This is a genomic window from Streptomyces sporangiiformans (assembly GCF_005768555.2).
GTDB lineage: Bacteria > Actinomycetota > Actinomycetes > Streptomycetales > Streptomycetaceae > Streptomyces > Streptomyces sporangiiformans.
Map to the genome: position 1 here is coordinate 19,745 of NZ_VCHX02000181.1, position 25,985 is coordinate 45,729.

22 protein-coding genes are annotated in these 25,985 nt (G+C 70.6%); 15 read left to right on the forward strand and 7 right to left on the reverse strand.

All coding sequences use genetic code 11. From position 1 onward, the window contains the following. Positions 1 to 64 precede the first annotated feature (64 nt). The gene (locus FGD71_RS33490) at positions 65 to 505 is read left to right on the forward strand and encodes a DUF6278 family protein (protein WP_119104335.1); all 441 of its coding nucleotides are present in this window, start codon (positions 65 to 67) and stop codon (positions 503 to 505) included. Positions 506 to 648: 143 nt separating this feature from the next. Then, positions 649 to 1,392 carry an amino acid ABC transporter ATP-binding protein gene (locus tag FGD71_RS33495; RefSeq protein WP_119104336.1) on the forward strand — a complete coding sequence of 248 codons (744 nt, stop codon included), beginning with the start codon at positions 649 to 651 and terminating at the stop codon, positions 1,390 to 1,392. A 145-nt stretch (positions 1,393 to 1,537) separates the two neighbouring features. On the opposite strand, the gene FGD71_RS33500 is transcribed toward FGD71_RS33495, so the two are convergent. Together FGD71_RS33500 and FGD71_RS33505 are read right to left on the reverse strand one after the other, a co-directional pair. Further along, the gene (locus FGD71_RS33500; RefSeq protein WP_119104337.1) at positions 1,538 to 3,121 is read right to left on the reverse strand and encodes an alpha/beta fold hydrolase; all 1,584 of its coding nucleotides are present in this window, start codon (positions 3,119 to 3,121) and stop codon (positions 1,538 to 1,540) included. A gap of 116 nt (positions 3,122 to 3,237) precedes the next feature. Continuing rightward, a complete protein-coding gene (locus FGD71_RS33505; RefSeq protein ID WP_119104338.1) occupies positions 3,238 to 3,996 on the reverse strand; it encodes a hypothetical protein in 759 nt (252 codons plus the stop codon). A gap of 103 nt (positions 3,997 to 4,099) precedes the next feature. On the opposite strand from FGD71_RS33505, the gene ggt reads away from it, so the two are divergent. Continuing rightward, positions 4,100 to 5,905, forward strand: coding sequence for a gamma-glutamyltransferase (gene ggt, locus FGD71_RS33510; RefSeq protein WP_119104339.1), 1,806 nt, complete (start codon positions 4,100 to 4,102; stop codon positions 5,903 to 5,905). A gap of 169 nt (positions 5,906 to 6,074) precedes the next feature. Here ggt and FGD71_RS33515 read toward each other — a convergent pair whose 3' ends face one another. The 3 genes from FGD71_RS33515 to map form a co-directional block, all read right to left on the reverse strand. Next, positions 6,075 to 8,717, reverse strand: coding sequence for an ATP-dependent Clp protease ATP-binding subunit (locus FGD71_RS33515; RefSeq protein WP_119104394.1), 2,643 nt, complete (start codon positions 8,715 to 8,717; stop codon positions 6,075 to 6,077). 208 nt (positions 8,718 to 8,925) lie between these two features. Next, positions 8,926 to 9,450 carry a GNAT family N-acetyltransferase gene (locus FGD71_RS33520; RefSeq protein WP_119104340.1) on the reverse strand — a complete coding sequence of 175 codons (525 nt, stop codon included), beginning with the start codon at positions 9,448 to 9,450 and terminating at the stop codon, positions 8,926 to 8,928. Between the two features lie 25 nt (positions 9,451 to 9,475). Continuing rightward, positions 9,476 to 10,243, reverse strand: a complete 768-nt coding sequence (gene map, locus FGD71_RS33525) for a type I methionyl aminopeptidase (protein ID WP_119104341.1) — start codon at positions 10,241 to 10,243, stop codon at positions 9,476 to 9,478. A gap of 62 nt (positions 10,244 to 10,305) precedes the next feature. Between map and FGD71_RS33530 the strand changes: the two genes are divergently transcribed. The 9 genes from FGD71_RS33530 (at position 10,306) to FGD71_RS33570 (ending at position 21,664) form a co-directional block, all read left to right on the forward strand. Continuing rightward, entirely contained in the window at positions 10,306 to 10,557 is a 252-nt protein-coding gene (locus tag FGD71_RS33530; RefSeq protein ID WP_119104342.1) for a helix-turn-helix domain-containing protein, read from the forward strand. Positions 10,558 to 10,741: 184 nt separating this feature from the next. After that, on the forward strand, positions 10,742 to 12,166 hold the full coding sequence (locus FGD71_RS33535; RefSeq protein WP_181359322.1) for a hypothetical protein: 1,425 nt from the start codon (positions 10,742 to 10,744) through the stop codon (positions 12,164 to 12,166). Between the two features lie 367 nt (positions 12,167 to 12,533). Next, positions 12,534 to 13,376 (forward strand): nitrilase-related carbon-nitrogen hydrolase, encoded by an 843-nt coding sequence (locus tag FGD71_RS33540; RefSeq protein ID WP_119104343.1) that lies wholly within the window; start codon positions 12,534 to 12,536, stop codon positions 13,374 to 13,376. Then, positions 13,373 to 14,656 (forward strand): aspartate aminotransferase family protein, encoded by a 1,284-nt coding sequence (locus tag FGD71_RS33545; protein ID WP_119104344.1) that lies wholly within the window; start codon positions 13,373 to 13,375, stop codon positions 14,654 to 14,656. The genes FGD71_RS33540 and FGD71_RS33545 overlap by 4 nt, the downstream gene beginning before the upstream one ends. Positions 14,657 to 14,852: 196 nt before the next feature. Beyond that, the gene (locus FGD71_RS33550) at positions 14,853 to 16,418 is read left to right on the forward strand and encodes a PucR family transcriptional regulator (RefSeq protein ID WP_119104345.1); all 1,566 of its coding nucleotides are present in this window, start codon (positions 14,853 to 14,855) and stop codon (positions 16,416 to 16,418) included. Between the two features lie 155 nt (positions 16,419 to 16,573). After that, positions 16,574 to 17,416 carry a nitrilase-related carbon-nitrogen hydrolase gene (locus FGD71_RS33555; protein WP_119104346.1) on the forward strand — a complete coding sequence of 281 codons (843 nt, stop codon included), beginning with the start codon at positions 16,574 to 16,576 and terminating at the stop codon, positions 17,414 to 17,416. Between the two features lie 96 nt (positions 17,417 to 17,512). Beyond that, the gene (gene hydA, locus FGD71_RS33560; protein WP_119104347.1) at positions 17,513 to 18,916 is read left to right on the forward strand and encodes a dihydropyrimidinase; all 1,404 of its coding nucleotides are present in this window, start codon (positions 17,513 to 17,515) and stop codon (positions 18,914 to 18,916) included. An 11-nt stretch (positions 18,917 to 18,927) separates the two neighbouring features. Continuing rightward, complete coding sequence (locus FGD71_RS33565) at positions 18,928 to 19,947, forward strand: TIGR03842 family LLM class F420-dependent oxidoreductase (RefSeq protein ID WP_119104348.1); 1,020 nt, start codon at positions 18,928 to 18,930, stop codon at positions 19,945 to 19,947. Positions 19,948 to 20,113: 166 nt separating this feature from the next. After that, on the forward strand, positions 20,114 to 21,664 hold the full coding sequence (locus FGD71_RS33570) for an NCS1 family nucleobase:cation symporter-1 (protein WP_119104349.1): 1,551 nt from the start codon (positions 20,114 to 20,116) through the stop codon (positions 21,662 to 21,664). A gap of 71 nt (positions 21,665 to 21,735) precedes the next feature. Here the strand turns inward: FGD71_RS33570 and FGD71_RS33575 are convergent, their stop codons facing one another. Continuing rightward, positions 21,736 to 22,389, reverse strand: a complete 654-nt coding sequence (locus tag FGD71_RS33575; RefSeq protein WP_119104350.1) for a hypothetical protein — start codon at positions 22,387 to 22,389, stop codon at positions 21,736 to 21,738. Positions 22,390 to 22,885: 496 nt separating this feature from the next. Next, the gene (locus FGD71_RS33580; RefSeq protein WP_119104396.1) at positions 22,886 to 23,932 is read right to left on the reverse strand and encodes a carboxymuconolactone decarboxylase family protein; all 1,047 of its coding nucleotides are present in this window, start codon (positions 23,930 to 23,932) and stop codon (positions 22,886 to 22,888) included. 45 nt (positions 23,933 to 23,977) lie between these two features. On the opposite strand from FGD71_RS33580, the gene FGD71_RS47635 reads away from it, so the two are divergent. The 3 genes from FGD71_RS47635 to FGD71_RS33590 are packed head-to-tail and all read left to right on the forward strand — an operon-like array spanning position 23,978 to position 25,971. Next, complete coding sequence (locus FGD71_RS47635; RefSeq protein WP_162931298.1) at positions 23,978 to 24,139, forward strand: hypothetical protein; 162 nt, start codon at positions 23,978 to 23,980, stop codon at positions 24,137 to 24,139. Between the two features lie 9 nt (positions 24,140 to 24,148). Further along, the gene (locus tag FGD71_RS33585; RefSeq protein WP_119104351.1) at positions 24,149 to 25,249 is read left to right on the forward strand and encodes a sensor histidine kinase; all 1,101 of its coding nucleotides are present in this window, start codon (positions 24,149 to 24,151) and stop codon (positions 25,247 to 25,249) included. After that, positions 25,246 to 25,971 carry a response regulator gene (locus tag FGD71_RS33590; protein WP_119104352.1) on the forward strand — a complete coding sequence of 242 codons (726 nt, stop codon included), beginning with the start codon at positions 25,246 to 25,248 and terminating at the stop codon, positions 25,969 to 25,971. Before FGD71_RS33585 ends, FGD71_RS33590 begins: the two co-directional genes overlap by 4 nt. The last annotated feature ends 14 nt before the right edge of the window (positions 25,972 to 25,985 follow it).

The following is a 25,985-nucleotide window of genomic DNA, read 5'->3' on the forward strand; positions in this document are numbered from 1 at the left end:
CCTGGAACAGGCGCGTCCGCGCGCCCTGTGGTGCGTCGGGCGATACGGATGCCACTCTGGGCGTATGAACATCTCTTTCCTGGACAACTGGCGCAAGAAGCGAGGGCCCGCCAGGGGAGTGGCGGTCTTCTCCGACAGTGAGAGTGATCGTGAGGGAGTGGCCGAACTTCTCTCCGAATGCGAGCTGCTGCGCATGCAGGCGCACCGGGCGGGGATCCAACTCGACGATTCCGCGACCTCGTTGGAGGCGCTCGACCAGTTGCTGCCGCGCTGGCGGGACGACGAGGAGAGCCTGCTCTGGCTCGGCAACGACGCGGGTCTCTACCTCGGCACGGTCATCGTGCGCACGGTCCCCGGCGCCTTCTGGGAGGTGTGGCCCAATGGCCAGCCGGTGGTGCGGCTGCTGTCGGGCCGGGAGATCGACGTGGTTGCCTCCGGCCACGAGTGGGCGTCCAGCGGCGTGCCCGAGCTCTCGCATGTGTATGCCGAGGTGGCGGAGGCGTAGACCGGGCCCCCTTGATTGCCCCCACCCCTCGGAAATCGGCGTAAATACGGCTAATGTCGGAAAAGTGCGTGTCGTGCAGGAACGTGACGCGTGCCTGGATAGTTTGCGGCCATCGACACAGCTGAGAGTGGGTAGGGCAGATCATGGCTGTCGATCCGTTGATCGAGCTGCGTGACGTCAACAAGTGGTTCGGCGAGCTGCATGTCCTTCGGGACATCAATCTCACCGTCGGCAGGGGGGAGGTGGTCGTGGTCATCGGCCCCTCGGGATCGGGCAAGTCGACGCTGTGCAGGGCGATCAACCGGCTCGAGGTGATCCAGTCGGGGGAGATCAGACTGGACGGGCAGCTGCTGCCCGAGGAGGGGAAGGCCCTCGCCAAGCTCCGTGCGGACGTCGGGATGGTCTTCCAGTCGTTCAACCTCTTCGCGCACAAGACGGTCCTGCAGAACGTCTCGCTGGGGCAGGTCAAGGCCCGCGGGCGCAAGAAGGAGGAGGCCGACCGGCGCTCGCGGGAACTGCTCGACCGCGTGGGACTCGCCGATCAGGCTCCCAAGTACCCGGCGCAGCTCTCCGGCGGCCAGCAGCAGCGCGTGGCCATCGCCCGCGCCCTCGCCATGAACCCCAAGGTGATGCTGTTCGACGAGCCGACCTCGGCACTCGACCCGGAGATGATCAGCGAGGTCCTGGACGTGATGCAGCAGCTCGCGCGCGAGGGCATGACCATGGTGGTCGTCACCCACGAGATGGGCTTCGCGCGCTCCGCCGCCAATCGCGTCGCCTTCATGGACGACGGCCGCATCGTCGAGGACCGCACACCCGAGGGGTTCTTCACCAGCCCGCAGAGCGACCGGGCCAAGGACTTCCTCTCCAAGATCCTCAGCCACTGACGGGGCGGGTATGTCCGTGAACTACGATGTGCCGTTCATCCCCGTGGGGGCCGAGGCCGTGGACGCCGCTCCGGCTGAACCAGGGACGCTACTGCCGGGCGCGCAGTAGCTCAGGGGCAATGGCCCGCCCGGCAGCAGCCGGAGATCACTGCTCACGCAGCGGGACCGACACGTATGACGGGTCGGTCGTGGGTGAGGAGAAGGTCAGCTGCGCGCCGGTCGGGTTGTGCTCGATGTAGAGCGGGTCGACCGTGTCGACGACCAGAGCGAGACGATGCCCTGCCGGGACGTCGTAGGCCGTGGAGAACAGTTCCAGGTCGACGCCGAACGGCTTGCCGGGTGTCTGCTCGTGGAAGGTGTACGGCGCGTTGCTGACCAGCTTGCCGAGGCCGAGCGGGCCCACGTCGTACAGGTACGCGACGAGGGTGCCGCTCGTCTTGGTGCTGGTGACCGTGGTGTGCAACTTCGTCGTTCCGCGCACCTGTTGGGCGCTCGCGTACTTCTCGGACTGCCAGACGCCGGCCCAGCGCCGGGGCAGGAGCGGGATCGACGCCATCGGGGGCAACTGGGCCACCTGGTCGAGAATGCTGGACAGGAAGATGATCCCGCCGTTCGCCCCGGAATCGACGTTCGTGTGGAGCGTCGTGGTGCCGGCGAGAGCGATCTTCTTCCGGGTCGCGCCGACCGACTTCCAGTCCGGGTAGCCCTCGAAGCCGCCCGAGGATCGGGGTTTGAGCTGGACCGGCTGTTCGCGGTCGATGCCGTTGTCCTCGCCCTTGAGGTAGTGGTCGAACCAGCGGGTGGTGTCGGTCCACACGTCGTTGGGCAGCCCGAACAGCCCGGTCGCCTCGGTGGTGGCGTGGTCGCCCGGGCGCAGTTCCAGTCTCTTGGGGCCGGTCAGCCGCTCGTAGAAATCGGCGTACTGGTTGGGCGGGAAGATGGTGTCTCCCCAGGCGTTGGCCAGCATGATCGCCGGGCCGTTCGCGTTGATCCGGTCCACGTAGGTCTCCGCGGACCGTTTCTTCCCCCAGTCGATGATCTCCTGCTCCTTGGACAGGTCGGAGGCGAAGAAGTCCTTGAAGATCTGCTTGAGTTCGGGGCTCGGGCGGCCGGTGAGGGTGCCGGCGCCGTTCAGCAGGGCGGCCGCCTGGGAGTGCTGGGTGCGGCCCGAGTAGATCGAGTCGATCAGGTCGGCCCAGCCGCTCAGTGCCGCGACCGCCTTGATGCGCTTGTCGTGCGCGGCCGCGAGCAGGCCGATGCCGGCGCCGTAGGAGAGGCCCGCCATGCCGACCTTCCGCGCGTCGGCCGGGGTGTTGGCGAGGGCCCAGTCGATCACCTTGGAGGCGTCCGCCACATCGGGCGGGCCCGCCACCTCGATGTACCCGCCGGACTGCCAGAAGCCGCGGACGTTGTAACTGACCACGACATAGCCGGAGTCGGCGAGCTTCTGGGCCTGGGCGAGGTACTCGACCTGGGGCAGGCCCCAGCTCGTCGGCAGCACGATCAGCGGGTAGCGGCGTGTGCCGTCGGCGTTCGCGGGGGTGACGACGTTGGCCTTGAGGTTGGTGCCGCCGTCGCCGGTGATGTCGACGAAACGGACGTCCGCCGTGCCGGCCGCGACGGGCGCCGCGGCCACGGCGGGGGCGAGGCCGAGGGTCGTGCCGGCGATCAGGCTCGCCGAGACGGCGCCCACGGCGGTGGTGCGCAGGGCTTTGCGAGGGTTTCCCACGGGTCACTCCTCACTCGTGTAAGTGCAAAGTGACCCGACGGTAACCGCAGGCCCTTACCGGAGGTAACCCGTCGGTAAGTTACGTGGGAGTAACGATCGTTGAAATGTGAAGAGACCTAGGAGGAGCGGTGGGATTTGCTGGGAGCCGCGGAAGGGAGAGGGGTCTGCGCCGCGCGGGTCACGTCCGCGACCAGCTCGACCACGTCCGGGCCGTACGCCTGGGAGTTGACGACCTTCAGGAGCAGTACGAAGGTGTTGTCGCCGTGCTTGCGGGCGAGTCGTTCGTGGTTGCGGGCGAGGTAGCGGGACGCGGCCTGGGTGGTGATCGACCGCTGGCCGCAGAAGAGGAAGACCGGACGGGTCTTGTGTCCCTGGTCCGCGGTGAGCCGGGCGAGGATCACGTACTCGCTGCGGCCCGGCTCCAGCCGGTACTGCTCCTTGCCGATCAGGAAGGCCCCCCGGTCCGGGCCGGGTTCGGGGTCGGCGTTCACCTGTACGCCGGGCAGCAGGGATATCAGATGGGCCGCCATGCGGCGGTTCGGGGCCGGGTGGCCGACGCAGAACTCCGTGCGCTCTCCGAACCCCTGCTGGGTCGCATCGTGCGCGACGATCTGCGCGTGCGCGCCGCAGTCCTTGATGAGCGCGGAGAGTTCGAGCAGCGCGGACACGTCGTGACGCGTCACCGTCAGATCCGGGCCACCGCCCGCCTCCCGGTTGACCACGAGGAGCGACTCGGAATTGTCGGGCAGCCCGAAGAAAGCCTGCTTGCGGTGGAGCTTGCGCCTCCACAGATAGGTCCGGGCGATCCAGCCCAGCGAGGCGCCGATGCCCGCCACGATCACAGCCAGGACGATGTTGCGCACGACGTCATTCATGGGCGCGCATGCTAGCGGGCCGACGAGCCGGTGTTCGAGTGGACCTGACGAGGTCATGGCGAGACGGTTACGCTGCGCGGACGGTCCTTCACGGGAGGTGCGGATGCGTCGTTCGGTTGCGCGGAATCTAGCTGTCTGGGCGGTTTCGGCCGCGGTGTTGTCGGTCGGTGCCGCGGCACCGCCGTCCTCCGGACCGGCGGCTCAGCGGGTGGAGAAGACGCCGGTCGCCGTCGGGTACGGCGGGGCAGTGGCGAGCGTCGACGCGGACGCCTCCGCCGCCGGTGTCGAGGTCCTCCGGGGCGGCGGCAACGCGGTGGACGCGGCCGTCGCCACCGCGGCGGCGCTCGGCGTCACCGAGCCGTACTCGTCGGGCATCGGCGGGGGCGGCTACTTCGTCTACTACGACGCCAAATCCCGCACGGTGCGCACCATCGACGGACGAGAGACGGCGCCGCTGACCGCCGACTCGGGGCTCTTCCTGGAGAACGGCCAGCCGATCCCGTTCGCCGACGCGGTGACCAGCGGACTCGGCGTGGGCACGCCCGGCACGCCCGCCACCTGGCAGACGGCGCTCGACGCCTGGGGCAGCAAGCGACTCGGGTCCCTGCTGAAGCCCGCGGAGCGGCTCGCGCGCGACGGCTTCACCGTCGACGCGACCTTCCGCTCGCAGACGGCGTCCAACCAGGCGCGCTTCAAGGACTTCCCGGACACGGCCGAGCTGTTCCTGCCCGGGGGCGACCTGCCGGTGGTCGGCTCGACCTTCAAGAACCCGGATCTGGCGCGTACGTACGCGGAGCTGGGCCGCAAGGGCGTCGGAGCGCTCTACCGCGGCAAACTGGCGCGGGACATCGTCGACACCGTCAACGACCCGCCCGTGGACCCGGCCTCGGGCCGCAACGCGCGCCCCGGGGAGCTGTCCCTGAAGGACCTGGCGGCGTACCGGACGAAGCGGCAGGCGCCGACGAAGACGTCGTACCGCGGTCTCGGCGTCTACTCGATCGCGCCCTCGTCCTCCGGTGGCACGACGGTCGGGGAGGCGCTCAACATCCTTGAGAAGACCGACCTCTCGAAGGCCTCGGACGTCCAGTACCTGCACCGCTACATCGAGGCGAGCCGGATCGCGTTCGCGGACCGGGGGCGCTGGGTGGGCGACCCCGCCTTCGAGGACGTACCGACGAAGGAACTGCTGTCGCAGAAGTACGCCGACTCGCGGGAGTGCCTGATCCGCGACGACGCGGTGCTGACGAGCCCGCTGGCGCCCGGGGACCCGCGCGGCCCGGCGGCCTGCTCCACCGGCGGCACGGCGGCGCCGACGACGTACGAGGGCGAGAACACCACGCACCTCACGGCCGCCGACAAGTGGGGCAACGTGGTCGCGTACACCCTCACCATCGAGCAGACCGGTGGCAGCGGCATCACCGTCCCGGACCGCGGATTCCTCCTCAACAACGAGCTGACGGACTTCTCCTTCACGCCCGCGAGCCCCGACGTGCACGACCCGAACCTGCCGGGCCCGGGCAAGCGGCCGCGCTCGTCGATCTCACCGACGATCGTGCTGGACCAGCACGAAAAGCCGGTGGTGGCACTCGGCTCGCCGGGCGGCGCGACCATCGTCACGACCGTGCTGCAGACCTTGACCGGTTTCCTCGACCGAGGCCTCCCGCTCGTCGACGCGATCGCCGCGCCCCGCGCCAGCCAGCGCAACCAGGCGACCACGGAACTCGAACCGGGCCTCTGGAACAGCCCGCTCCGGACTCAGCTCGAGTCGATCGGCCACGGCTTCCGCCAGAACCCGGAGATCGGCGCGGCGACGGGCGTCCAGCGGCTGCCGAACGGGAAGTGGCTGGCGGCGGCGGAGACGGTCCGGCGAGGGGGCGGCTCGGCGATGGTGGTGAAACCGGCGCCGTAGGAGGCGTAGGGGGCTGAGTACGCGTCGTAGCGGCCGGCAACTGTGCGCCGAGGAGTCCGCACAAGGCCGCTATGACTCGACCACAGGGCAGTGCCCATCAGCGACCTCCGGCCGCGGGGGCCTCCCGGGATCGGGCCACGCACAGGATGCGTCCTACGACGCGGCAGGCTCAGCCGGCCTCCGTCGAGTCGGGTGCTGTGCCGCCGGGCGGTGTGTCGGGTGTGTCGGGCGTCGAGTCGGTCCGGAAGGCCGGCTGTCCGTCCTCGATGTCCACCACCACCTGGCTGCCCGCCCTGAGGCGGCCGTCGAGGAGCAGGCGGGAGAGCCGGTTGTCGATCTCCCGCTGAATGGTGCGGCGCAGCGGCCGGGCACCGTACTCGGGCTCGTGGCCGCGCCGGGCGAGCCAGTCCACGGTCCGATCGGTGAACGTGACCGTGATGCCCTGGGCGTGCAGACGATGTCGCGTCTTCTCCAGCAGCATGTCGGTGATGCGACGCAGTTGCTCGGAGGTGAGCTGCCGGAAGACGACGATCTCCTCGATGCGGTTGAGGAACTCCGGCCGGAAGTGCTGGCGCAGCGGTCGCAGGACCCGTTCGCGGCGGGCCTGCTCGTCGGCCTCGGCGCCGCCCGCGGCGAAACCCAGTCCGGCGCCGCCCCGGCTGATCGCCTCGGAGCCGAGATTGCTGGTCATCACGATCACGGTGTTGGTGAAGTCCACGGTGCGCCCTTGCGAATCGGTGAGCCGGCCGTCGTCGAGGACCTGCAGCAGGATGTTGAAGACGTCGGGGTGGGCCTTCTCGACCTCGTCCAGCAGGAGCAGCGAGTACGGGTGGCGGCGCACGGTCTCGGTCAGCTGACCGGCCTCCTCGTGGCCGACGTAGCCGGGCGGGGCACCGACGAGCCGGCTCACGGTGTGACGTTCCTGGTACTCGCTCATGTCCAGACGCACCATCCGCTCCTCGGTGCCGAACAGCGCCTCCGCGAGCGTGCGGGCCAGCTCCGTCTTGCCGACGCCCGTCGGGCCCAGGAAGAGGAAGCTGCCGATGGGCCGGTCGGGGCTGGCGAGCCCGGCGCGGGAGCGCAGCACCGCGTCGGCGACCACGCCGACCGCCTCGTCCTGCCCGACCACGCGCTGGTGCAGATGCTCCTCGAGGCCGAGCAGGCGGTCCTTCTCCTCCTCGGTGAGGCTGCTGACCGGGATGCCGGTCTGCCGGGAGACCACTTCGGCGATGGCCTCGGCGGTGACCTCCAGGTGCTGTCCCTCGTCGGCCTCCTCCTCGCTGCCCGCTCCGATCTTCGTCTTGAGTTCGCTGATACGGTCGCGCAACTGTGTGGCCTGCTCGTACTGTTCGCTCGCCACCGCCTGGTCCTTGTCCCGCGTGAGTTGCTCGACCTCGCGTTCCAGGGCTCGTACGTCGGTGCCCTTCGTGCCCGCGCGCAGCCGCACGCGGGCACCGGCCTGGTCCATCAGGTCGATGGCCTTGTCCGGCAGATGACGGTCCGTGAGATAGCGGTCGGACAGTTCCACGGCGGCCAGGAGCGCCTCGTCGGTGTAGCGGACCTGGTGGTGGGCCTCGTAGCGGTCGCGCAGACCGCGCAGGATCTCCAGCGCGTCCGAGGTGGAGGGTTCCGGGACCAGGATCGGCTGGAAGCGGCGTGCCAGCGCCGCGTCCTTCTCGATGCGGCGGAACTCCTCCAGCGTCGTGGCGCCCACGACGTGCAGCTCACCGCGGGCCAGGGCCGGTTTGAGGATGTTGCCCGCGTCCATGGACCCGCCTTCGCCGCCGCCTCCGGCGCCGACGACGGTGTGCAGCTCGTCGATGAAGATGATCAACTCGTCCGAGTTGGTGCGGATCTCGTCGACGATGTTGGTCAGCCGTTCCTCGAAGTCACCGCGGTAGCGGGTCCCGGCGACCACGCCGGACAGGTCCAGCGCGACGACTCGGCGACGGGCGAGGACATCGGGCACGTCGCCGTCGGCGATGCGCTGGGCGAGGCCCTCGACGATGGCGGTCTTGCCCACCCCCGCGTCGCCGATCAGGACCGGGTTGTTCTTGCCGCGCCGGGACAGCACCTCGACGGTCTGCTCGATCTCCTCGTCCCGGCCGATGACCGGGTCGATGCGGTCCTGGCGGGCGAGATCGGTCAGATCCCGGCCGTACTTGTCCAGGGTCGGGGTGGCCGTGCCGTGGGACCGCTCGGGGCGCGCCGGGGCGGCCGTGGCCGACGGGTCCGGGGCCTCGGGCGGGAGGGAGGAAGGGGTGAACCGGGCGGCGTTGAGGATGTGCCCGGCGGCGGAGTCGGGGTTCGCGACGAGGGCGCTGAGGACGTGCTCGGGGCCGATGTAGCCGAGCCCTTCGGCTCGGGCCAGGGAGTGGGCGTCCAGCAGGGCGCGCTTGACGGCGGGGGTCACGGCGAGAGGCGTGGGCGGCCGTTCGTCTGACCTCTCGGCGGACTTGCCGCCGGATGTGTCGTCGGCCCTTGTGTCGGGCCTTTTGCCGGCGGGGCCCACTCGCTCGTCGATCTCGGTGGCCAGCGCGTCGGGATCCGCGCCGGCGCGGGCCAGCAGGCTCCTGGTGGGTTCGACGGCGAGCGCGGCGCGCAGCAGGTGCTGGGTGTCGAGGTCGCTGCTGCCGTGCTCGGTGGCGTACGAGGCGGCGGTGGCGACCAGCTGACGGGCGGGCTGGCTCATCAGCCGCCCGATGTCGATGTGCCGGGGCCCGGGTCGTGGCCCGCCCCCGAAGAAGCGTGCGAAGAACTCTTCGTAGGGGTCCGAGCCGTAGCCCTGCGGACCCGTGAACCCGCTGGTCATGGCCATCCGTTCCGGCGTCCCGGGACCGGGCCGAGCGGGCCGATCGGGTCGGTCGGCCCAGCCCCGTCCGGGACGCGCTCACTCATCGACGTGCCGGTCCGCACGCGAGTGCCCGAAGAGGGCCCGGTTACACCTGCGGCCCGTGGTCACATGGGCGCAGGAGGTCGCCCCGGGCCAGCCCCTCCGGGGAGCTGGGAGCGAGGTGGCGTCAGTCTGCCGCCAGACGGCGGACCGACGCCGCGGGCCAGGTGTACTCGATCTCGTCGAGTGTGAAGCCCGCCGCCAGCCGCAGCGGCCGCTCATCGGTGCGCAGGCCGCCCTGACGTTCGTAGAAGGCGATCGCGCGGTCGTTGCCGCGCAGCACCTCCAAGGAGACGTCCCGGCCCGGGTACTCGGCCGCCGCCCAGGCGAAGCCACGGCACAGCAGGCGGTGGCCGACGCCGGTGCCGACGTGGTCCGGACGGGCGTGCAGATTGTCCACGTGCACGCGCCCGTCCCCCGCGATGTCGAGGTGGATGAACCCGCGCAGTTCGCCGCCCTCCTCGGCGAGGAGCAGGCAGCCGTCGGTGGACAGCGCGGCCGTACGGGCCCTCCACTTGGCCCTGTGCTCTTCCGCCAGTGGCCCCTGCAGATAGTCGGCGGGCATCAGCGCGGCGTAGGCGCTGCGCCAGCTGGCCGTGTGCAGGGCCGCGATCCTCTCCGCGTCGGCGGGCGCGCCGTTCCTGATGAGCATGCCGCAGGCTCTCCCTCGCTCGGTCTCAGCGTGCCGTCAGGATGCGCGGCCCCGCGTCCGTGATCGCCACCGTGTGTTCCGCGTGGGCGGCGCGGCTGCCGTCGTCCGTACGGAGGGTCCATCCGTCGGGGGCGGCGTGGTAGCCGTCGGTGCCGCCGCCGATGAGCATCGGCTCGATGGCCAGGACCATGCCGTGGCGCAGCGGCAGCCCGCGGCCGGGGCGGCCCTCGTTCGGTACGGGCGGGTCCTCGTGCATACGGCGTCCCACGCCGTGGCCGCCGAAGCCGTCCGGGATGCCGTAGCCCTCCGCGCGGCACACCGAGCCGATCGCGTGCGCGATGTCTCCGATGCGGTTGCCGACGACGGCCGCCTCGATGCCCGCCGCCAGCGCGCGCTCGGCGGTCTCCACGAGGCGTACGTCGGCGGCGCGCGGCTTGCCCACGATGAAGCTGATCGCCGAGTCGCCGACCCAGCCGCCCAGCTCGGCGCCGAAGTCCATGGAGACGAGGTCTCCGTCGCGCAGGCGGTATCCGGTCGGGATGCCGTGCACGATCGCGTCGTTCACGGAGGCACAGATGACCGCGGGGAACGGGGTGGGGGCGAAGGAGGGACGGTAGCCGAGGAACGGGGAGCCGGCTCCCGCGCGCCGCAGAACGTCATGGGCGATCTCGTCCAGCTCCAGGAGCGAGACACCGACGTCCGCGGCCTCCCGTACCGCGGTGAGGGCGCGGCCCACGATCTGGCCCGCTTCGTACATCGCGTCGATAGACGTGTCCGTCTTCAGTTCCACCATGCCAATTACTATACCGGTCGATGCCTATTAATATAACGCTTGCCGGTATTAGAGTAGGGGCCATGGTGCGCACCCCCCTGACCCCCGAAGAGCGTGAACGCGGCGAGCGGCTCGGACGGTTGCTGCGCGAGGCGCGCGGCCGCCGCAGCATGGCGGAGATCGCCGCGAGCGCCGGCATCTCCGCCGAGACCCTCCGCAAGATCGAGACCGGGCGCGCTCCCACCCCCGCCTTCTTCACCGTGGCGGCGCTGGCGCGCGTGCTCGGGCTCTCGATGGACGAGATCGCCGGGCGGTGCGCTCTGGTCGCGGTGTAGCCGCGACCGGTGACCTGGGCGGGGCCCGGTTGCGGCTCGGGTGCGGCTTGGGTCGCGCACTTCCCGTTCCGGCGAGAGTGGAGCGCTCTGCGGCCGGTCCGAAAACTTGCCGTAGCGCTTCTGTAACACGAATGGTGTTTTCTACCCCGAACGGAGTGCTCCGGTCCGGCGTGGGGTGAACGTAATGGCGGTGGAACAACTCCCGGGCCAGGTGAGGGAGTTCGCTCAGTATCTCAACGGCCTGCTGACGCGGCTCGATCAGCGCGGCGGGTGGTGCGGGGTGTTCTGGCAGCGCGATCCCGACGGGATGCGGGCCTGTCTGGACGGGATGGAGATACCGCCCTGGGACGTCGTGGAGGCGCTCCTTCAGGACGTCGCCGCCCAGTACGGCGACAGGGCCGCCGCGCAGGAGACCGAGCGGGCACGGGCGCTGCACGCTGCCTCGCTCGCCGCGTACGATGCCCGGCCCGGCGGCCGGGACGCCCTCGATGGCCGCCTCGACGTCATGCTCCGCGAGCAGCGGTACGCGGCCGAACGGCTGGAGGAACTGGGCCGGCTGCTCCGTGACGCCGCCTCGGGGGAGGAGGCCGAATCGCTGCGCCTCGACCTGGCCTGGGCCCGCGACGACCATGAGCGCGCCACCGCCCGCTGTGCCGAACTCCGTGCCCGGATGGCTCAGGTGGACCGGCGGGCGGCGAGTGAGTACGGGTGGACGCAGACCGCTCCGGACTTTCCCGAGCGAACCGCCCCGGATGGCATGGCCCCTGCCGCAGGCGCTCGATCCGAGGCGCACCCCGCCTCTCCTGCCCCGCCGGTCCCCGACCCCGCCCCCGAGGCAGCCAAAGCCCCGAAAGCTGCTAAAGCCGCCAAAGAGGCCAAGGCCGGCAAGCAGCGTTCCAAGCGCCGCCCCCGAGGGGGCGCGCGCTTCGCCGGGATCGTGGAGGAGGATGTCGACCTCGACGCCGTGCCGGCCATGCCCGAGCCCCCGGTCACGGACGCGGGCCCGCGAGGTGCCCGTTTCGCCGGGTCCGTCGAGGAGGAGGTGCGGCAGCGGCCGACGGTACCGGAGCCGTCGGTCGACGAGGCGCGGCGAGCCACCGTCGAGACGGTCGAGAGACTGGTTCACCTGCGTCAGGAGGGGCGCAGCGGGGAGGCGCACGCCATCCTGGCCGAGGCCGCGTACTGGCCCGCCGCCCGCTTTCCGCTCCTCGCCTCCGAGCTGCAGCGCGCGGGACTCGGTGCCGACTGGGCCACCCTCCTGTGGGAGGCCCTTTCGCTGCCGGTGGGCCGGTTGGCCGCGGCCGCCGATGCGCTGATTGCGGCGGGGCGTACGGCGGATGGGCAGCAGATGCTGAGGCAGGGCGTCGTACGCCCCGCCTCGGAGATCGGTGAGGCCCTGCTGGAGCTGGTCGAGGAAGGGCGCGGCCGGGAGGTCCGTGCCCTGCTCGACGCGTACGTACGTGTCCGTACGCCGGAGGAGGCCGCCCGCAGCGCGGACGCCGCCCCGCAGCGCCTCACTCCGCTCCTCCTGGAGGCGGCCCGCGGCATCTCGGACGACTGCCACCGAAACCTTGTGCACGCCTTCCGCGTCGCGGGCTACACGACTTGACGGGGTCTCGCCTGAGGCCGGTGGGCCTTCCTCTCGCGCGTGGGCGGCCGGGACGCGCCCCTTCAGGGGCGCGGGGAACTGCGCGATCAGCCACAACCGGGCCGCACCCGAGACACGACCGGTGTCGGGGGTCTGGGGGCGGAGCCCCTGTTTCGGGAAGGGGTGTGGTTGGGGAAAGAAAACTCGCCCCCACGCACCCGCACCGGGTGACCCCACACCCATAGCCCACAGGAGTGCGAAACATGATCGACTCCGCTCGTTGACGGCGATGGTCTTGCCCAGGTCGGCGGGGAGGCTTACTTTCGGGGCTCTACGTCCTGTGTCTACGGGCGTAGAGGCTCTCTGACGCCCGTCGAAGGAGCAGCTCATGGCCAACGTCGTACGTGCCGCCCTGGTCCAGGCCACCTGGACCGGCGACACCGCATCCATGGTCGCCAAGCATGAGGAGCACGCCCGCGAGGCGGCCCGCCAGGGCGCGAAGGTCATCGGTTTTCAGGAAGTCTTCAACGCCCCCTACTTCTGCCAGGTCCAGGAACCGGAGCACTACGGCTGGGCCGAGCCCGTGCCCGACGGCCCGACCGTCACTCGTATGCGAGAGCTCGCGCGCGAGACCGGCATGGTCATCGTCGTCCCGGTCTTCGAGGTCGAGCAGTCCGGCTTCTACTTCAACACCGCCGCGGTGATCGACGCCGACGGCACGTACCTGGGCAAGTACCGCAAGCACCACATCCCCCAGGTCAAGGGCTTCTGGGAGAAGTACTACTTCAAACCGGGAAACCTGGGCTGGCCCGTCTTCGACACGGCCGTGGGCAAGGTCGGCGTCTATATCTGTTACGACCGGCACTTCCCGGAGGGCTGGCGGCAGTTGGGGCTCAACGGCGCTCAGCTCGTCTACAATCCGTCCGCCACCTCGCGCGGCCTGTCCGCCTACCTCTGGCAGCTGGAACAGCCCGCCGCGGCCGTCGCCAACGAGTACTTCATCGCCGCGATCAACCGCGTCGGCCAGGAAGAGTACGGCGACAACGACTTCTACGGGACGAGTTACTTCGTCGATCCCCGCGGGCAGTTCGTCGGCGAGACCGCGAGCGACAAGACCGAGGAGCTCATCGTCCGCGACCTCGACTTCGACCTCATCGAAGAGGTGCGACAGCAGTGGGCCTTCTACCGGGATCGTAGGCCCGACGCGTACGAAGGGCTGGTGCAGCCGTGAGTGACCTGTACGGACGCCACAGGGCCGTCCTGCCCGACTGGCTCGCCCTCTACTACGCCGACCCTCTCGAGATCACCCACGGCGAGGGCCGCCATGTCTGGGATGCCGCGGGGAAGAAGTACCTCGACTTCTTCGGCGGGATCCTGACCACCATGACCGCGCACGCCCTGCCCGAGGTGACGAAGGCCGTCAGCGAGCAAGCCGGGCGGATCATCCACTCGTCCACGCTCTACCTCAACCGGCCGATGGTCGAGCTCGCCGAGCGGATCGCCCAGCTGTCCGGCATCCCGGACGCCCGCGTGTTCTTCACGACCTCCGGAACCGAGGCCAATGACACCGCCCTCCTGCTGGCGACGGCGTACCGGCGGAGCAATCAGATCCTGGCGATGCGCAACAGCTACCACGGACGCTCGTTCAGCGCGGTCGGCATCACCGGCAACAAGGGCTGGTCGCCGACCAGTCTCTCGCCACTCCAGACCGTGTACGTCCACGGCGGCGTCCGCACCCGCGGCCCGTACGCGCAGCTGAGCGACGACGAGTTCATCGCGGCCTGTGTCGCCGATCTGGAGGACCTGCTTGGCCATGTCCGGGTGCCGGCGGCCCTGATCGCCGAACCCATCCAGGGAGTCGGCGGCTTCACCGCACCGCCGGACGGCCTGTACGCGGCCTTCCGCGACGTACTGCGACCGCGCGGCATCCTGTGGATCGCCGACGAGGTGCAGACCGGCTGGGGCAGGACCGGCGACCACTTCTGGGGCTGGCAGGCACACGGCCAGAACGGTCCGCCCGACATGCTGACCTTCGCCAAGGGCATCGGCAACGGCATGTCGATCGGTGGTGTCGTCGCCCGCGCCGAGATCATGAACTGCCTTGACGCCAACTCCATTTCGACCTTCGGCGGCTCACCGGTCACGATGGCGGCCGGCAACGCCAACCTCACCTACCTCCTCGAACACGACCTCCAGGGCAACGCCCGCCGCGTCGGCGGACTGCTCATCGAGCGGCTGCGGGCGATCGCCGCGCAGCTTCCGGGCGTACGAGAGGTCCGTGGCCGGGGGCTCATGATCGGCATCGAGCTGGTGAAGCCGGGCACCGACGAGGCAGACCCGGACGCGGCCGCCGCCGTGCTCGAAGCGGCCCGTGAGGAAGGCCTGCTGATCGGCAAGGGCGGCGGTCACAACACCAGCGTGCTGCGCATCGCCCCGCCGCTGTCGCTCACCGTCGCGGAGGCCGAAGAGGGCGCCGCGATCCTCGAACGCGCGCTGAGGCTCATCCCGTAGCAGCAGCAGAGCAAGGGCGAGTGAGCGGAAGGAGCGCGCCTGTGTCGAGACGGCATGGGGGTCCCCCTGCTCGAGCGAAGCCGAGAGCTTGGGGGAGCGCGGAGGCCCGACGAAGGAGGGCCGAGCACGACCGCCGTCTCGACACAGGCTTTGGCGCCCCGGAGGCGAACCGAGCCTTCAAGAGAAAAGAGGTGCAATGCCCACCGCCCCGGAACCCGCCCTGTCGGTCCGCCAGGTCCTCGGCCTGGAGCGGGTGCTCGCCGGGGAGCCCGAGGTGGTGGCCGGCGCGAGCCATCTCGACCGGCCCGTGCGCTGGGTGCACGTCGCCGAGGCGCCCGATGTGGGCGTGATGCTCAGCGGCGGCGAGATGGTCCTCACCACCGGGGTGCTGCTCGCGGGCGACGTGGAGGCGCAGGCCGAGTACATTCGCTCGCTGCATCGCGCCGAGGCCGCGGCTGTCGTGCTGGGGCTCGGGCGTGCCTTTCCCGCCCCGCCCGATGTGATGCGCCGGGCCGCCGAGCGGTGTGGGCTTCCCATGGTGGTGCTCCATCGCCCCTTCCCCTTCGCCGAACTGACCGAAGAGGTCCAGTCCCGGCTCGTACGGCGGAAGTTCGCCGCCGTCAGTCTGTCGGAGGCCGTGCGGACCGCGCTGACCGGGCTCATCACCGCGGGCGCTCCGCTGCAGCGCCTGCTCGACGAAGTCGCCTCGCACAGTGCCTGTCCGGTCGTGGTCACCAACCTCGCGCACCGTGTCCTCGCCACGGCCGGGGAACGGTCCGCCGTGGACGACGTGCTGCGCGACTGGGAGCGCATCGCGCGGCAGGCGGGCGGCAGCGAGGGCGACGGCTGGGTCCGCGCCGAGCTGGGCGGGCGCGGGGAGCGCTGGGGCCGCATCGTGCTGTGCGGCTACCGGGGCGACGCCGCCACCGGGCGGCTGCTCGCCGACCGGGCCGCCGAGGCTCTGGTGCTGCATCGCATGCTCGGCGGCTCCGCGCACTCCTGGGAGGAACAGTCCGCGCAGAGTCTGCTGACCGACCTCGTCTCCGGTGTCGTACCGGCCCGGCAACTGCTGCCACGGGCGCGGGCGGCCGGCCTCCCCGTCAACCGTCGGACGTTCGTACCGCTGGCGGTGCGCGACGGCGACCCGGCGCATCTCGACCGTGTGCTGCGGATGCTGGGGTTGCCGGGACTCGTCGCCGAGCTGGCCGACGGGGCCACCGCAGTGCTGCTGAGCCTGGCCCGGGACCAGGACGCGGAGGCGCTCACGACGCACTTCGCCACCCGGCTGCGTACGGAATCCGGGGGCGGCGGCAAAGGGGTCGTCGCCGCGGCGGATCCGCGCATCCTGTGGGACGACGTGCCCGCCGGGCTGCGCGAGGCCCAGCATGTGGCCGACGCCGTCGCCGAGACGCCCGCCGGTCTGGACGTTCCGGTGGTGGTGCGTCTGCGTGACGTTCATCTGCGGGGGCTGATCCGGCTGCTGCGGGACGATCCGCACGTCCAGTCGTTCGCGGAGCGGGAGCTGGACGGGTTGCTGTGCGGTGGCGGGGCGGCCGACCAGGATCTGCTGCCGGTGTTGCGGACCTATCTCGCGACCGGTCGCAACAAGTCGCGTACCGCCCAGCTCCATCACGTCTCCCGGCCCGCGTTGTACCGCCGGCTGGAGGCGATAGAGGCGCGGCTCGGGGTCGATCTCGACGACTTCGAGCAGGCCGCGTCCGTGCACATCGCGCTCCTCGCGCACGACGCGCAACAGGGTTGAAACATGGGACGACGTGCGAAAACGGTGGTGAAACATGGGTCGGAGCCAGGGTGACACCGTGGCACGCCACGTGCCGTCAGACGTGACACCGTGCACCTCAAAGACCACTTTCGGACTTCCTAAGCTCGCCGCACACCGAGTGACCGGAGGTCCCGATGAGCAAAGTGGTCCGTGCCGCCGTCTTTCAGACCGCCTGGACGGGCGACAAGGAGTCGATGATCCAGGTCCACGAGCAGGCGGCCCGCGACGCCGCCGCGCAGGGCGCCCAGGTCCTGTGTTTCCAGGAGCTGTTCTACGGGCCGTACTTCTGCCAGGTCCAGGACAAGGCGTTCTACGAGTACGCCGAGCAGATCCCCGAGGGGCCGATCGTGCGCCGCTTCCAGGCGCTCGCCAAGGAGCTGGGCATCGTCCTCGTCCTGCCGATGTACGAGGAGGAGCAGCCCGGCGTCCTCTACAACACGGCGGCGGTGATCGACGCCGACGGCTCGTATCTCGGCAAGTACCGCAAGACGCACATTCCGCAGGTCGAGGGGTTCTGGGAGAAGTTCTACTTCCGCCCGGGCAACTCCGGCTGGCCTGTCTTCGACACCGCCGTCGGCAGGATCGGCGTCTACATCTGCTACGACCGGCACTTCCCGGAGGGCTGGCGTGCGCTCGGCCTCGCCGGGGCCGAGATCGTGTTCAATCCGTCGGCGACCTCGCGCGGTCTGTCCGGCTATCTGTGGCAGCTGGAGCAGCCGGCGGCGGCCGTCGCCAACGAGTACTTCGTGGGCGCCATCAATCGCGTGGGCGTGGAGGAACTGGGTTCCAACGACTTCTACGGGACCTCGTACTTCGTGGACCCCGAGGCTCAGTTCGTCGGGGAGGTGGCGAGCGACAAGGAAACCGAACTCGTCGTCCGCGACCTCGACCTGGCCAAGCTGCGCGAGGTCCGCGACCGCTGGCAGTTCTACCGCGACCGTGCGCCGGGCGCGTACGAGCCGCTGACCGCTCCGTAGTCGGCCGGACGTCCGCCGGTCCGGCTCGCGGGGGGCGGACCGGCGGCACCGACTGACCTGCAAGACACCAGTGCCGACCCCGGTAGGAGTGGGAGCATGAGCAGCCGTACCGTCATCCGTGGTGGTCTCGTCATCACCGCTTCCGACGAGATCCACGCCGACGTCCTGATAGAGGACGGCCGTATCGCCGCCCTCGCCGCGAGCGGCACCGCCGCCGCCGAGGCCTGGACGGCCGAGCGAAGCATCGACGCCACCGGAAAGTACGTGATTCCGGGCGGAGTCGACGCCCATACGCACATGGAGCTGCCGTTCGGCGGCACCTTCGCCTCCGACTCCTTCGAGACGGGCACCCGGGCCGCAGCCTGGGGCGGCACCACGACGATCGTCGACTTCGCGGTGCAGAGCGTGGGCCACACGCTGCGCGAGGGCCTCGACGCCTGGAACGCCAAGGCCGACGGCAACTGCGCCATCGACTACGGCTTCCACATGATCGTCTCCGATGTGAACGAGGAGACGCTCAAGGAGATGGACCTGCTGGTCGAGGAGGGCGTGACCTCCTTCAAGCAGTTCATGGCCTACCCGGGCGTCTTCTACAGCGACGACGGCCAGATCCTGCGCGCCATGCAGCGCTCCGCCGAGAACGGCGGACTGATCATGATGCACGCCGAGAACGGCATCGCGATCGACGTGCTCGTCGAGCAGGCGCTGGCTCGCGGGGAGACGGATCCGCGGTACCACGGCGAGGTGCGCAAGGCGCTCCTCGAAGCGGAGGCGACCCACCGTGCCATCAAGCTCGCGCAGGTCGCGGGCGCCCCGCTGTATGTCGTGCACGTCTCGGCGCAGGAGGCCGTCGCCGAGCTGGCACGGGCGCGTGACGAGGGCCTGAACGTGTTCGGCGAGACGTGCCCGCAGTATCTGTTCCTGTCCACGGACAACCTCGCCGAGCCGGACTTCGAGGGCGCCAAGTACGTGTGCTCCACGCCGCTGCGGCCCAAGGAGCACCAGGCCGCGCTGTGGAGGGGCCTGCGCACCAACGACCTCCAGGTCGTGTCCACCGACCACTGCCCGTTCTGCTTCGTCGGCCAGAAGGAGCTCGGCCGGGGCGACTTCTCCAAGATTCCCAACGGTCTGCCGGGCGTCGAGAACCGTATGGACCTGCTCCACCAGGCCGTCGTCGACGGGCACATCTCACGGCGCCGCTGGATCGAGATCGCCTGTGCCACTCCGGCCCGGATGTTCGGCCTGTACCCGAAGAAGGGGACGATCGCGCCGGGCGCCGACGCCGACGTCGTCATCTACGACCCGCGCGCCCAGCAGGTCATGTCCGCCGAGACACACCACATGAACGTCGACTACTCGGCGTACGAGGGCAAGAGCGTCACCGGTCGCGTCGAGACGGTCCTGTCGCGGGGCGAGTTCGTCATCACCGAGCGGGAGTTCACAGGACGCGCCGGGCACGGCGTCTACACCCCCCGCTCCACCTGTCAGTACCTGAACTAGGAGTGGCGCACATGGACTTCGGACTCGTCCTGCAGACCGACCCGCCTGCCTCGCGCGTCGTCAGCCTGATGAAGCGGGCCGAGCGCAACGGCTTCCGCTACGGCTGGACCTTCGACTCCGCGGTGCTGTGGCAGGAACCCTTCGTCATCTACAGCCAGATCCTGGCCAACACGCAGAAGCTGACCGTCGGCCCGATGGTCACCAACCCGGGCACCCGCACCTGGGAGGTCACCGCCTCCACGTTCGCCACGCTCAACGACATGTTCGGCAACCGCACGATCTGCGGTATCGGCCGCGGCGACTCCGCGATGCGGGTGGCCGGCCGCAAGCCCAACACGCTCGCCCGCATCAGCGAGGCCATGAAGGTCATCCGCGCCCTCGCCCGGGGCGACGAGGCCGACCTCGGCGGCGCCGTCATCAGGATCCCCTGGGTGAAGCCGGGTGCGCAGCTCCCCGTCTGGATGGCCGCGTACGGCCCCAAGGCTCTGAAGATGACCGGGGAGGAGGCCGACGGCTTCATCCTCCAGCTCGCCGATCTGTATCTGACCGAGTACATGGTCAAGGCGGTGCGCGACGCGGCGGTGGCGGCCGGGCGTGACCCGTCCGACGTCAAGGTCTGTGTGGCCGCGCCCGCGTACGTCACCGAGGACGACTCGCCCGAGGCGCTCGCCCACGCGCGCGATCAGTGCCGCTGGTTCGGCGGGATGGTCGGCAACCATGTCGCCGATCTCGTCTCCAAGTACGGCGAACACTCCGCCGCCGTTCCCGACGAACTCACCGACTACATCAAGGCACGGGAAGGCTACGACTACGCGCACCACGGGCGCAGCGGCAACCCCGACACCGCGTTCGTGCCCGACGAGATCGTCGACCGGTTCTGCCTGATCGGCCCGGCGGAGAAGCACATCGAGAAGCTGAACGCCCTGCGTGAGCTGGGCGTCGACCAGTTCGCCGTGTACGACATGCACGACGCGCAGGAGACCGTGATCGACGCGTACGGTCAGCAGGTCATCCCCGCGGTCAACTCCTGACCCGCACTGCCGCTCCTCCCCAAACTCCCGCCCCGACCCCCGCCCAAACCCTCTCCCGAACCCCCCGCCCCTTGGTCACCCCTCCCCGCCATTCCGGGGAGGGCCACGCCCGCACGGCCTCCCATCCCGCCTGATCGATTGGNCCCGCCTGATCGATTGGCCTGCCATGACCGAAACCGTCCCCACGGGGCCGCCGATAACCCAGACCGCCGACGCCGCCGGCCGGATCGAACTCGCCCCTGACGCCTTTCCCGCCGACAGCCCCTTCGCCAACGAGGATCTGCGTCCCGTTCCGGCCTCCGAGCGCAAGTGGACGACGTACAACTTCGCGGCCCTGTGGATCTCCATGGCCCACTGCATCCCCAGCTGGACCCTGGCCTCCGGCCTGGTCGCCCTCGGCATGGACTGGAAGCAGGCCGTCTTCACGATCGCCCTGGCCAACGTCATCGTGCTGCTGCCGATGCTGGCCACCGGGCACGCCGGACCCAAGTACGGCATCCCGTTCCCGGTGCTCGCCCGTGCCTCGTTCGGTCTGCGCGGCGCCAACATCCCGGCGCTGATCCGCGCCGCCGTGGCCTGCGGCTGGTTCGGCATCCAGACCTGGATCGGCGGCAGCGGCATCTTCGCCCTGGGTTCCAAGCTCACCGGCGGTGAGTGGGAGAACGCGGGGAAGATCGCGGGCAACCCGTGGCCGCTGTGGCTCTGCTTCGTCCTCTTCTGGGCGGTACAGATCGCCATCATCTACCGCGGCATGGACTTCCTGCGGCACTTCGAGAACTGGGCCGCGCCCTTCGTGATCGTCGGTGCCTTCGTGCTGCTGATCTGGATCGCCGTCAAGGCTGACGGCTTCGGGCACCTGCTGTCGCAGCCCTCGAAGCTCGGCTGGGGCCCCGACTTCTGGCCGGTCTTCTTCCCCTCCCTGATGGGCATGATCGGCTTCTGGGCCACCCTGTCGCTCAACATCCCCGACTTCACCCGTTTCGGCGCCAGCCAGAGGGCTCAGACCTGGGGCCAGTCCCTGGGGCTGCCCACCACGATGACCCTCTTCGCGGTCCTCGCGGTGATGGTCACCTCCGGCTCCGAGGTGGTCTACGGCGAGGCGATCTGGGACCCGGTCACGCTGGCGGCCAAGGCGGACAGCACCTTCGGGCTGCTCTTCGCGCTCATCACCGTGCTGGTTGCTACGATCTCCGTGAACATCGCGGCGAACGTGGTCTCCCCGGCGTACGACCTGGCCAACCTCGCTCCGAAACTCATCAACTTCCGTACGGGCGCGCTGATCACGGGTGTCATCGGCATCCTGATCTTCCCGTGGAAGCTGATCTCCACGCCCGAGTTCTACATCTTCACGTGGCTCGGTGTGGTCGGCGGCCTGCTGGGCACGGTCGCGGGCATCCTGATCGCCGACTACTGGATCGTGCGGCGCACCGTCCTCCACCTGGCCGACCTGTACACGCCCGGAGGGCGCTACTGGTACTCGGGCGGCTGGAACTGGCGTGCGGTGGCGGCCTTCGTCGTCGGCGGCGTGCTCGCCGTCGGCGGCTCGTACTCGACGGTGAACGACCAGGGCGCCAAGCAGGGGCCGTTCCCGGTCGACGGGCTGATCCCGTTCCTGAAGCCGCTCGCCGACTACGGCTGGGCGGTGGGCGTGGGCACGTCGCTGCTGCTGTACGTGGTGCTGATGGGCGGAAGGGAGCGCGAGCCCCAGCGCGTCTGACGGTGGCTCGGGCCACGCGAGCCACGCGGGCCACGCGGGCCGCGCTGGAGAGACGTTTCAGTCTCCCGGACTCACTGGGCGTCCTCCAGCGTGGCCAACCCCTCGCGGGCGGCCTTGATGGCGCCCTTGTTGATCTCGTCCGTGCTGGGCGCCTTCTTTGTCTCGAAGTCGCTGCCGTTGTACGTGACGACCACCAGCGCGTTGGACGCGCGGATGATCACCATGCCTTCGCGTGCCTGCTGCTTGTCCTCGGTGGTGAGGTTCACGACGGAGTAGGCCGCGTCGCCGAGGTCGGGGACCACCCCGCCGCCGCTCGCCTTGGTGGTGCGCGTCTTGTAGGCGGTCTCGGCATCCTGGTCGGATTTCTTGATCTCGTACGAGATGTCGAGCCAGCGGTAGTCGTATCCCTTGAGCGCGTTCCAGGAGCAGGTGCGGCGCACGGACTCGTCGGACGACGGAATCTCCTTGCCGGCCGTCTTGGCGCCCGGCACCAGGGAAGACACCGTCTTCTTCGCGAGGGCCGAGCAGGGCGCCGGAGAACTGCGGTACGTCTTGCTCGCCGCCGCCGTCGACGGTGCGGACGGGGACTCGGAGGGGGCCGATTTGTGCTCCGCCGCCGGAGTCGCGGCGAACGGCCCGGCCGCCAGCGCCCAGCCCGCCGAGGCGAGCACGGCGACCGGCAGCAGACGGGCGGTGAGAGCGAGCGGCAGAGGAAGAGAACGCACAGCGCACATTTCGTGGGGGATGGTGCGGAGGGGTCCGCACCGCGGACGGGACGCCAGTGTCACATGAGTGACTTGTGGGGCGGTAGTGCGAACTCGCTCCGTGGCCGCGTGGTGACGCTGTTCAAGCCGGGACGGACGGCCGGGATTCAGAGCGGCCGGGCCGCTGTCACGAGCCACACGCCGGCAGGCGGACATACGCCGTTGCCGGTCTCGTACGGGCGCAGGGAGTCCTCCAGGGTGAGGCGCACCTCGGCGGAGACCGTCCGCCCGGGGGTGCGGGAGGGAGTGGGGGAAGCCGACGGCGTCGGCGGCGTCCCGACTCCAGGGGGTCTAGACGCTCACCGGGGTCACCTCGACGTCGGCGTAGTCCTGGAGGACCTCGCGAATGCGGGCGGGTTCGGACAAAGACGCCATCGCAGCGCCGCTGGTGCGTGGCCGAATGGCTACCGACCGGGGCGTTCCAGACCTGTGCCTGGCAGGTAGTTGGCGGTCGTGGTCACGAGGTCTCCTCGGCGGTGCGGGCGGGGGAGTGGGCGTGGTTGTCGGCGTGGTGAAGGAGGGGAAGCGCGGACTCGATGCGGTCGACGGCGGCGAAGGCGCCGTACGCGACGAGATGCACCAGGCAGTGGTCGGTGTGCGCGGGTGTGCGCCAGGCGGCGACGTCCTCGTCCGTGATGCGGTACGGGGCGAGCGCGGCCAGCAGCGCCAGCCGTGCGCCGGGCCGCCGCTCGCGGTCGGGGAGGGCGAGCCACGCGAGGGACGGGTGCGAGCCGTCCCATGCCCGGAGCGTCTCCCGCACGAGGGCTTGGTCGTCCTCGTCGAGCAGGCCGGCGCCCGCGGTGGCGGCGGCCCGCAGCGCCGCGTAGGCCGGGCCCACTGGCGTGCCGGTCGCCCACTGCGGGCCGGGGCCGGTGCCCGGGTCGTCGAGGAGGGCCAGGCTCGCCCCGGGGACGGCGCGGCGGCGCACGGTCCGCGACAGCGAACGGCCCCCCAGGCTCCGGACCGCGCGGAATCGCTGGATGTTGCCGGGGAGCAGGTTCTCGGTGAGGAGCGCCGACACGATGCGGTTGATGAAGTGGAAGGACAGGGCGGTGCCGATGTACGCGGGGGCGTGCTCGCGCGGGAAGGGGAGGGGCGTCAGCTCCGGAGCGCCGGGGGCGCGCGTCGCCTTGCCCCACGCCAGCACGCGCGCGTGCCCCTCGTCGGCGGGGGTCCCGCCGCGCGCGACGGTCTCCGCGAGGGCGTGGTCCCCGGTGGCGTGGAGCAGCATGGTGTGCGCGTCCACGCAGAAGGGGCAGCGGTTGGCCGCCGATACCCCGAGGGCCGCCAGTTCCTTGCCGGTCCGGCTGCCGTCGCCCGCGATCAGCGACTCGCGCATCAACGCCCAGGTGGGGGCGAGGAGTTCGGGTGCGGAGGACAGCACCACGAAGGTGGCCGCCCGCTCGATGCCGAAGTCTTCGGCGAGTTGGGCGTAGACCTCGGCGGTGCGGCCCGTCGCGGACTGGGGCGCGGGTGGGGTCGTGTGACGGAAGGGGGTGGGCATGAAGGGGTTGGGCATGGCGGCCTCCGAGTGCCGGACGGATGGTTCGTGTTGTCGGCAACCTTGGCGCCGGGAGGTGCCCGCGAGCGTCGTACACCCGAAGGCAATCGCCGCTACGACGACTGGTCCGGCCGGGACGCGGACTACTACGACGGGAGTAGCGGCATAGCCGTCCGCACGAGGGACGTCACGGTCGGTGCCGCGGTCTAAGGTGCGGACATGAGCGGGGATCACGGGTGGCGAATCCGGCTGGCCGACGCGGCACTTGCCGCTGTGGTCGGCGCCGTCGTCATGCTCGCGGCGGCGTTCGGCGAGGGCGCGAGTCCGCTCGACCACGCGCTGATCGCGGTCGGTTCGCTGGCGCTCGCCGCCCACCGCTCGGCGCCGCGCGGCGTCCTCGCGGTCACCACGGTCTGCCTGCTCGCGTACGTGTGGCACGCCGGTCCCGCCGCCACCGCCGCCCTGCCCGTGGTCGCCGCGGTCCACACCTCGGCGCGGACCGGTCACCGGGCAGTGGCGGCGGCAGCGGGAGCGGTCTTCCTCGGCGGATACCTGGCGGCGGGAGGGGCGTCCGGGGACGCGGCCCGGGATACCGCGCTGCTCGCCGGCTGGTTCCTGTGCGCCGTGGTCACGGGTGTGGCCGACAAGAACTGGCAGGCGTACCTGCGCCAGACCGAGCAGCGCGCACTGGAGGCGGAGCGCACCCGTGAGGAGGCGGCGCTGCGCCGAGCGGGCGAGGAACGTCTGCGTATCGCCCGCGAGTTGCACGACTCGCTCACGCACAGCATCTCGATCGTCAAGCTCCAGGCGGGCGTTGCCGTCCACCTCGCCCGCAAGCGGGGCGAGGAGGTGCCGCCCGCGCTGCTCGCCATCCAGGAGGCCGGCGGTGAGGCGATGCGTGAACTGCGCGCCACGCTCGACGTGCTGCGCACGGACGAGCCCACCGGCACCCCGGCCGTGCTCGTGGAGCGCGCCCGCGCGGCGGGCCTCGCCGTCGCCCTGACCGTGGCCGGCCATGAGCGCCCCCTGGCGGCGACCGTGGACCGCGCCGCGTACCGCATCGTCCAGGAGGCCCTCACGAACGCCGCCCGGCACGCGGGGCCCGCCAAGGTCACGGTGCAACTGGACTACGGAGAGGGCGACTTGACGATACGGGTCGAAGACGACGGAACCGCCGACCCCTCGCGCCCGCCCGCCGAGGGCATCGGGCTCACCGGCATGCGGGAGCGCGTCACAGCGCTCGGCGGCACGCTGCACGCCGCCCCGCGCGCCGAGGGCGGTTTCTCGGTGCGGGCCCGACTGCCGCTGGAGGCGGCATGAACGGTCCGGGCGGTCTGAGCGCTCCGGGTGGTCCGGGCGGTCCCGTCACCGTGGCCCTGGTCGACGACCAGGCGCTGATGCGCGCCGGGTTCCGCGCCCTCCTGGACGCCGAGGACGGCATAGAGGTCGTGGGGGAGGCCGCGGACGGCCGGCAGGGCCTCGAACTGGTGCGCGCGCGGGTTCCGGACATCGCCCTCGTCGACGTCCAGATGCCGGTGATGACGGGCATCGAGACCACCCGCCGCATCGCCGCCGACCCCGCCCTGTCCGGCGTACGCGTCGTCATCCTCACCAACTACGGCCTGGACGAGTACGTCTTCGAAGCGCTGCGCGCCGGTGCCAGCGGGTTCCTGCTCAAGGACACCGAGCCCGCCGATCTGCTCCAGGCCATCCACGTCGTGGCCGGTGGCGAGGCGCTGCTGTCCCCGTCCGTCACCCGCACACTGATCGGCGAGTTCGTGGCCCGGCCACCGGACCGGGCGACGCCCCCCGGCCTGGAGTGTCTGACCCGGCGGGAGCGAGAGGTCACCGCGCTGGCCGCCCGCGGCCTCACCAACGAGGAGATCGCCGCCCACATGGTCATCAGCCCGTTCACGGCCAAGACCCACATCAGTCGCGCCATGACGAAGCTCGGTGCCCGCGACCGGGCCCAACTGGTCGTCTTCGCGTACGAGTCGGGTCTGGTGGCGGCGCGTGACCAGGCACGCGGTCACGCGGAGTGAACCCTTCCGCCGGA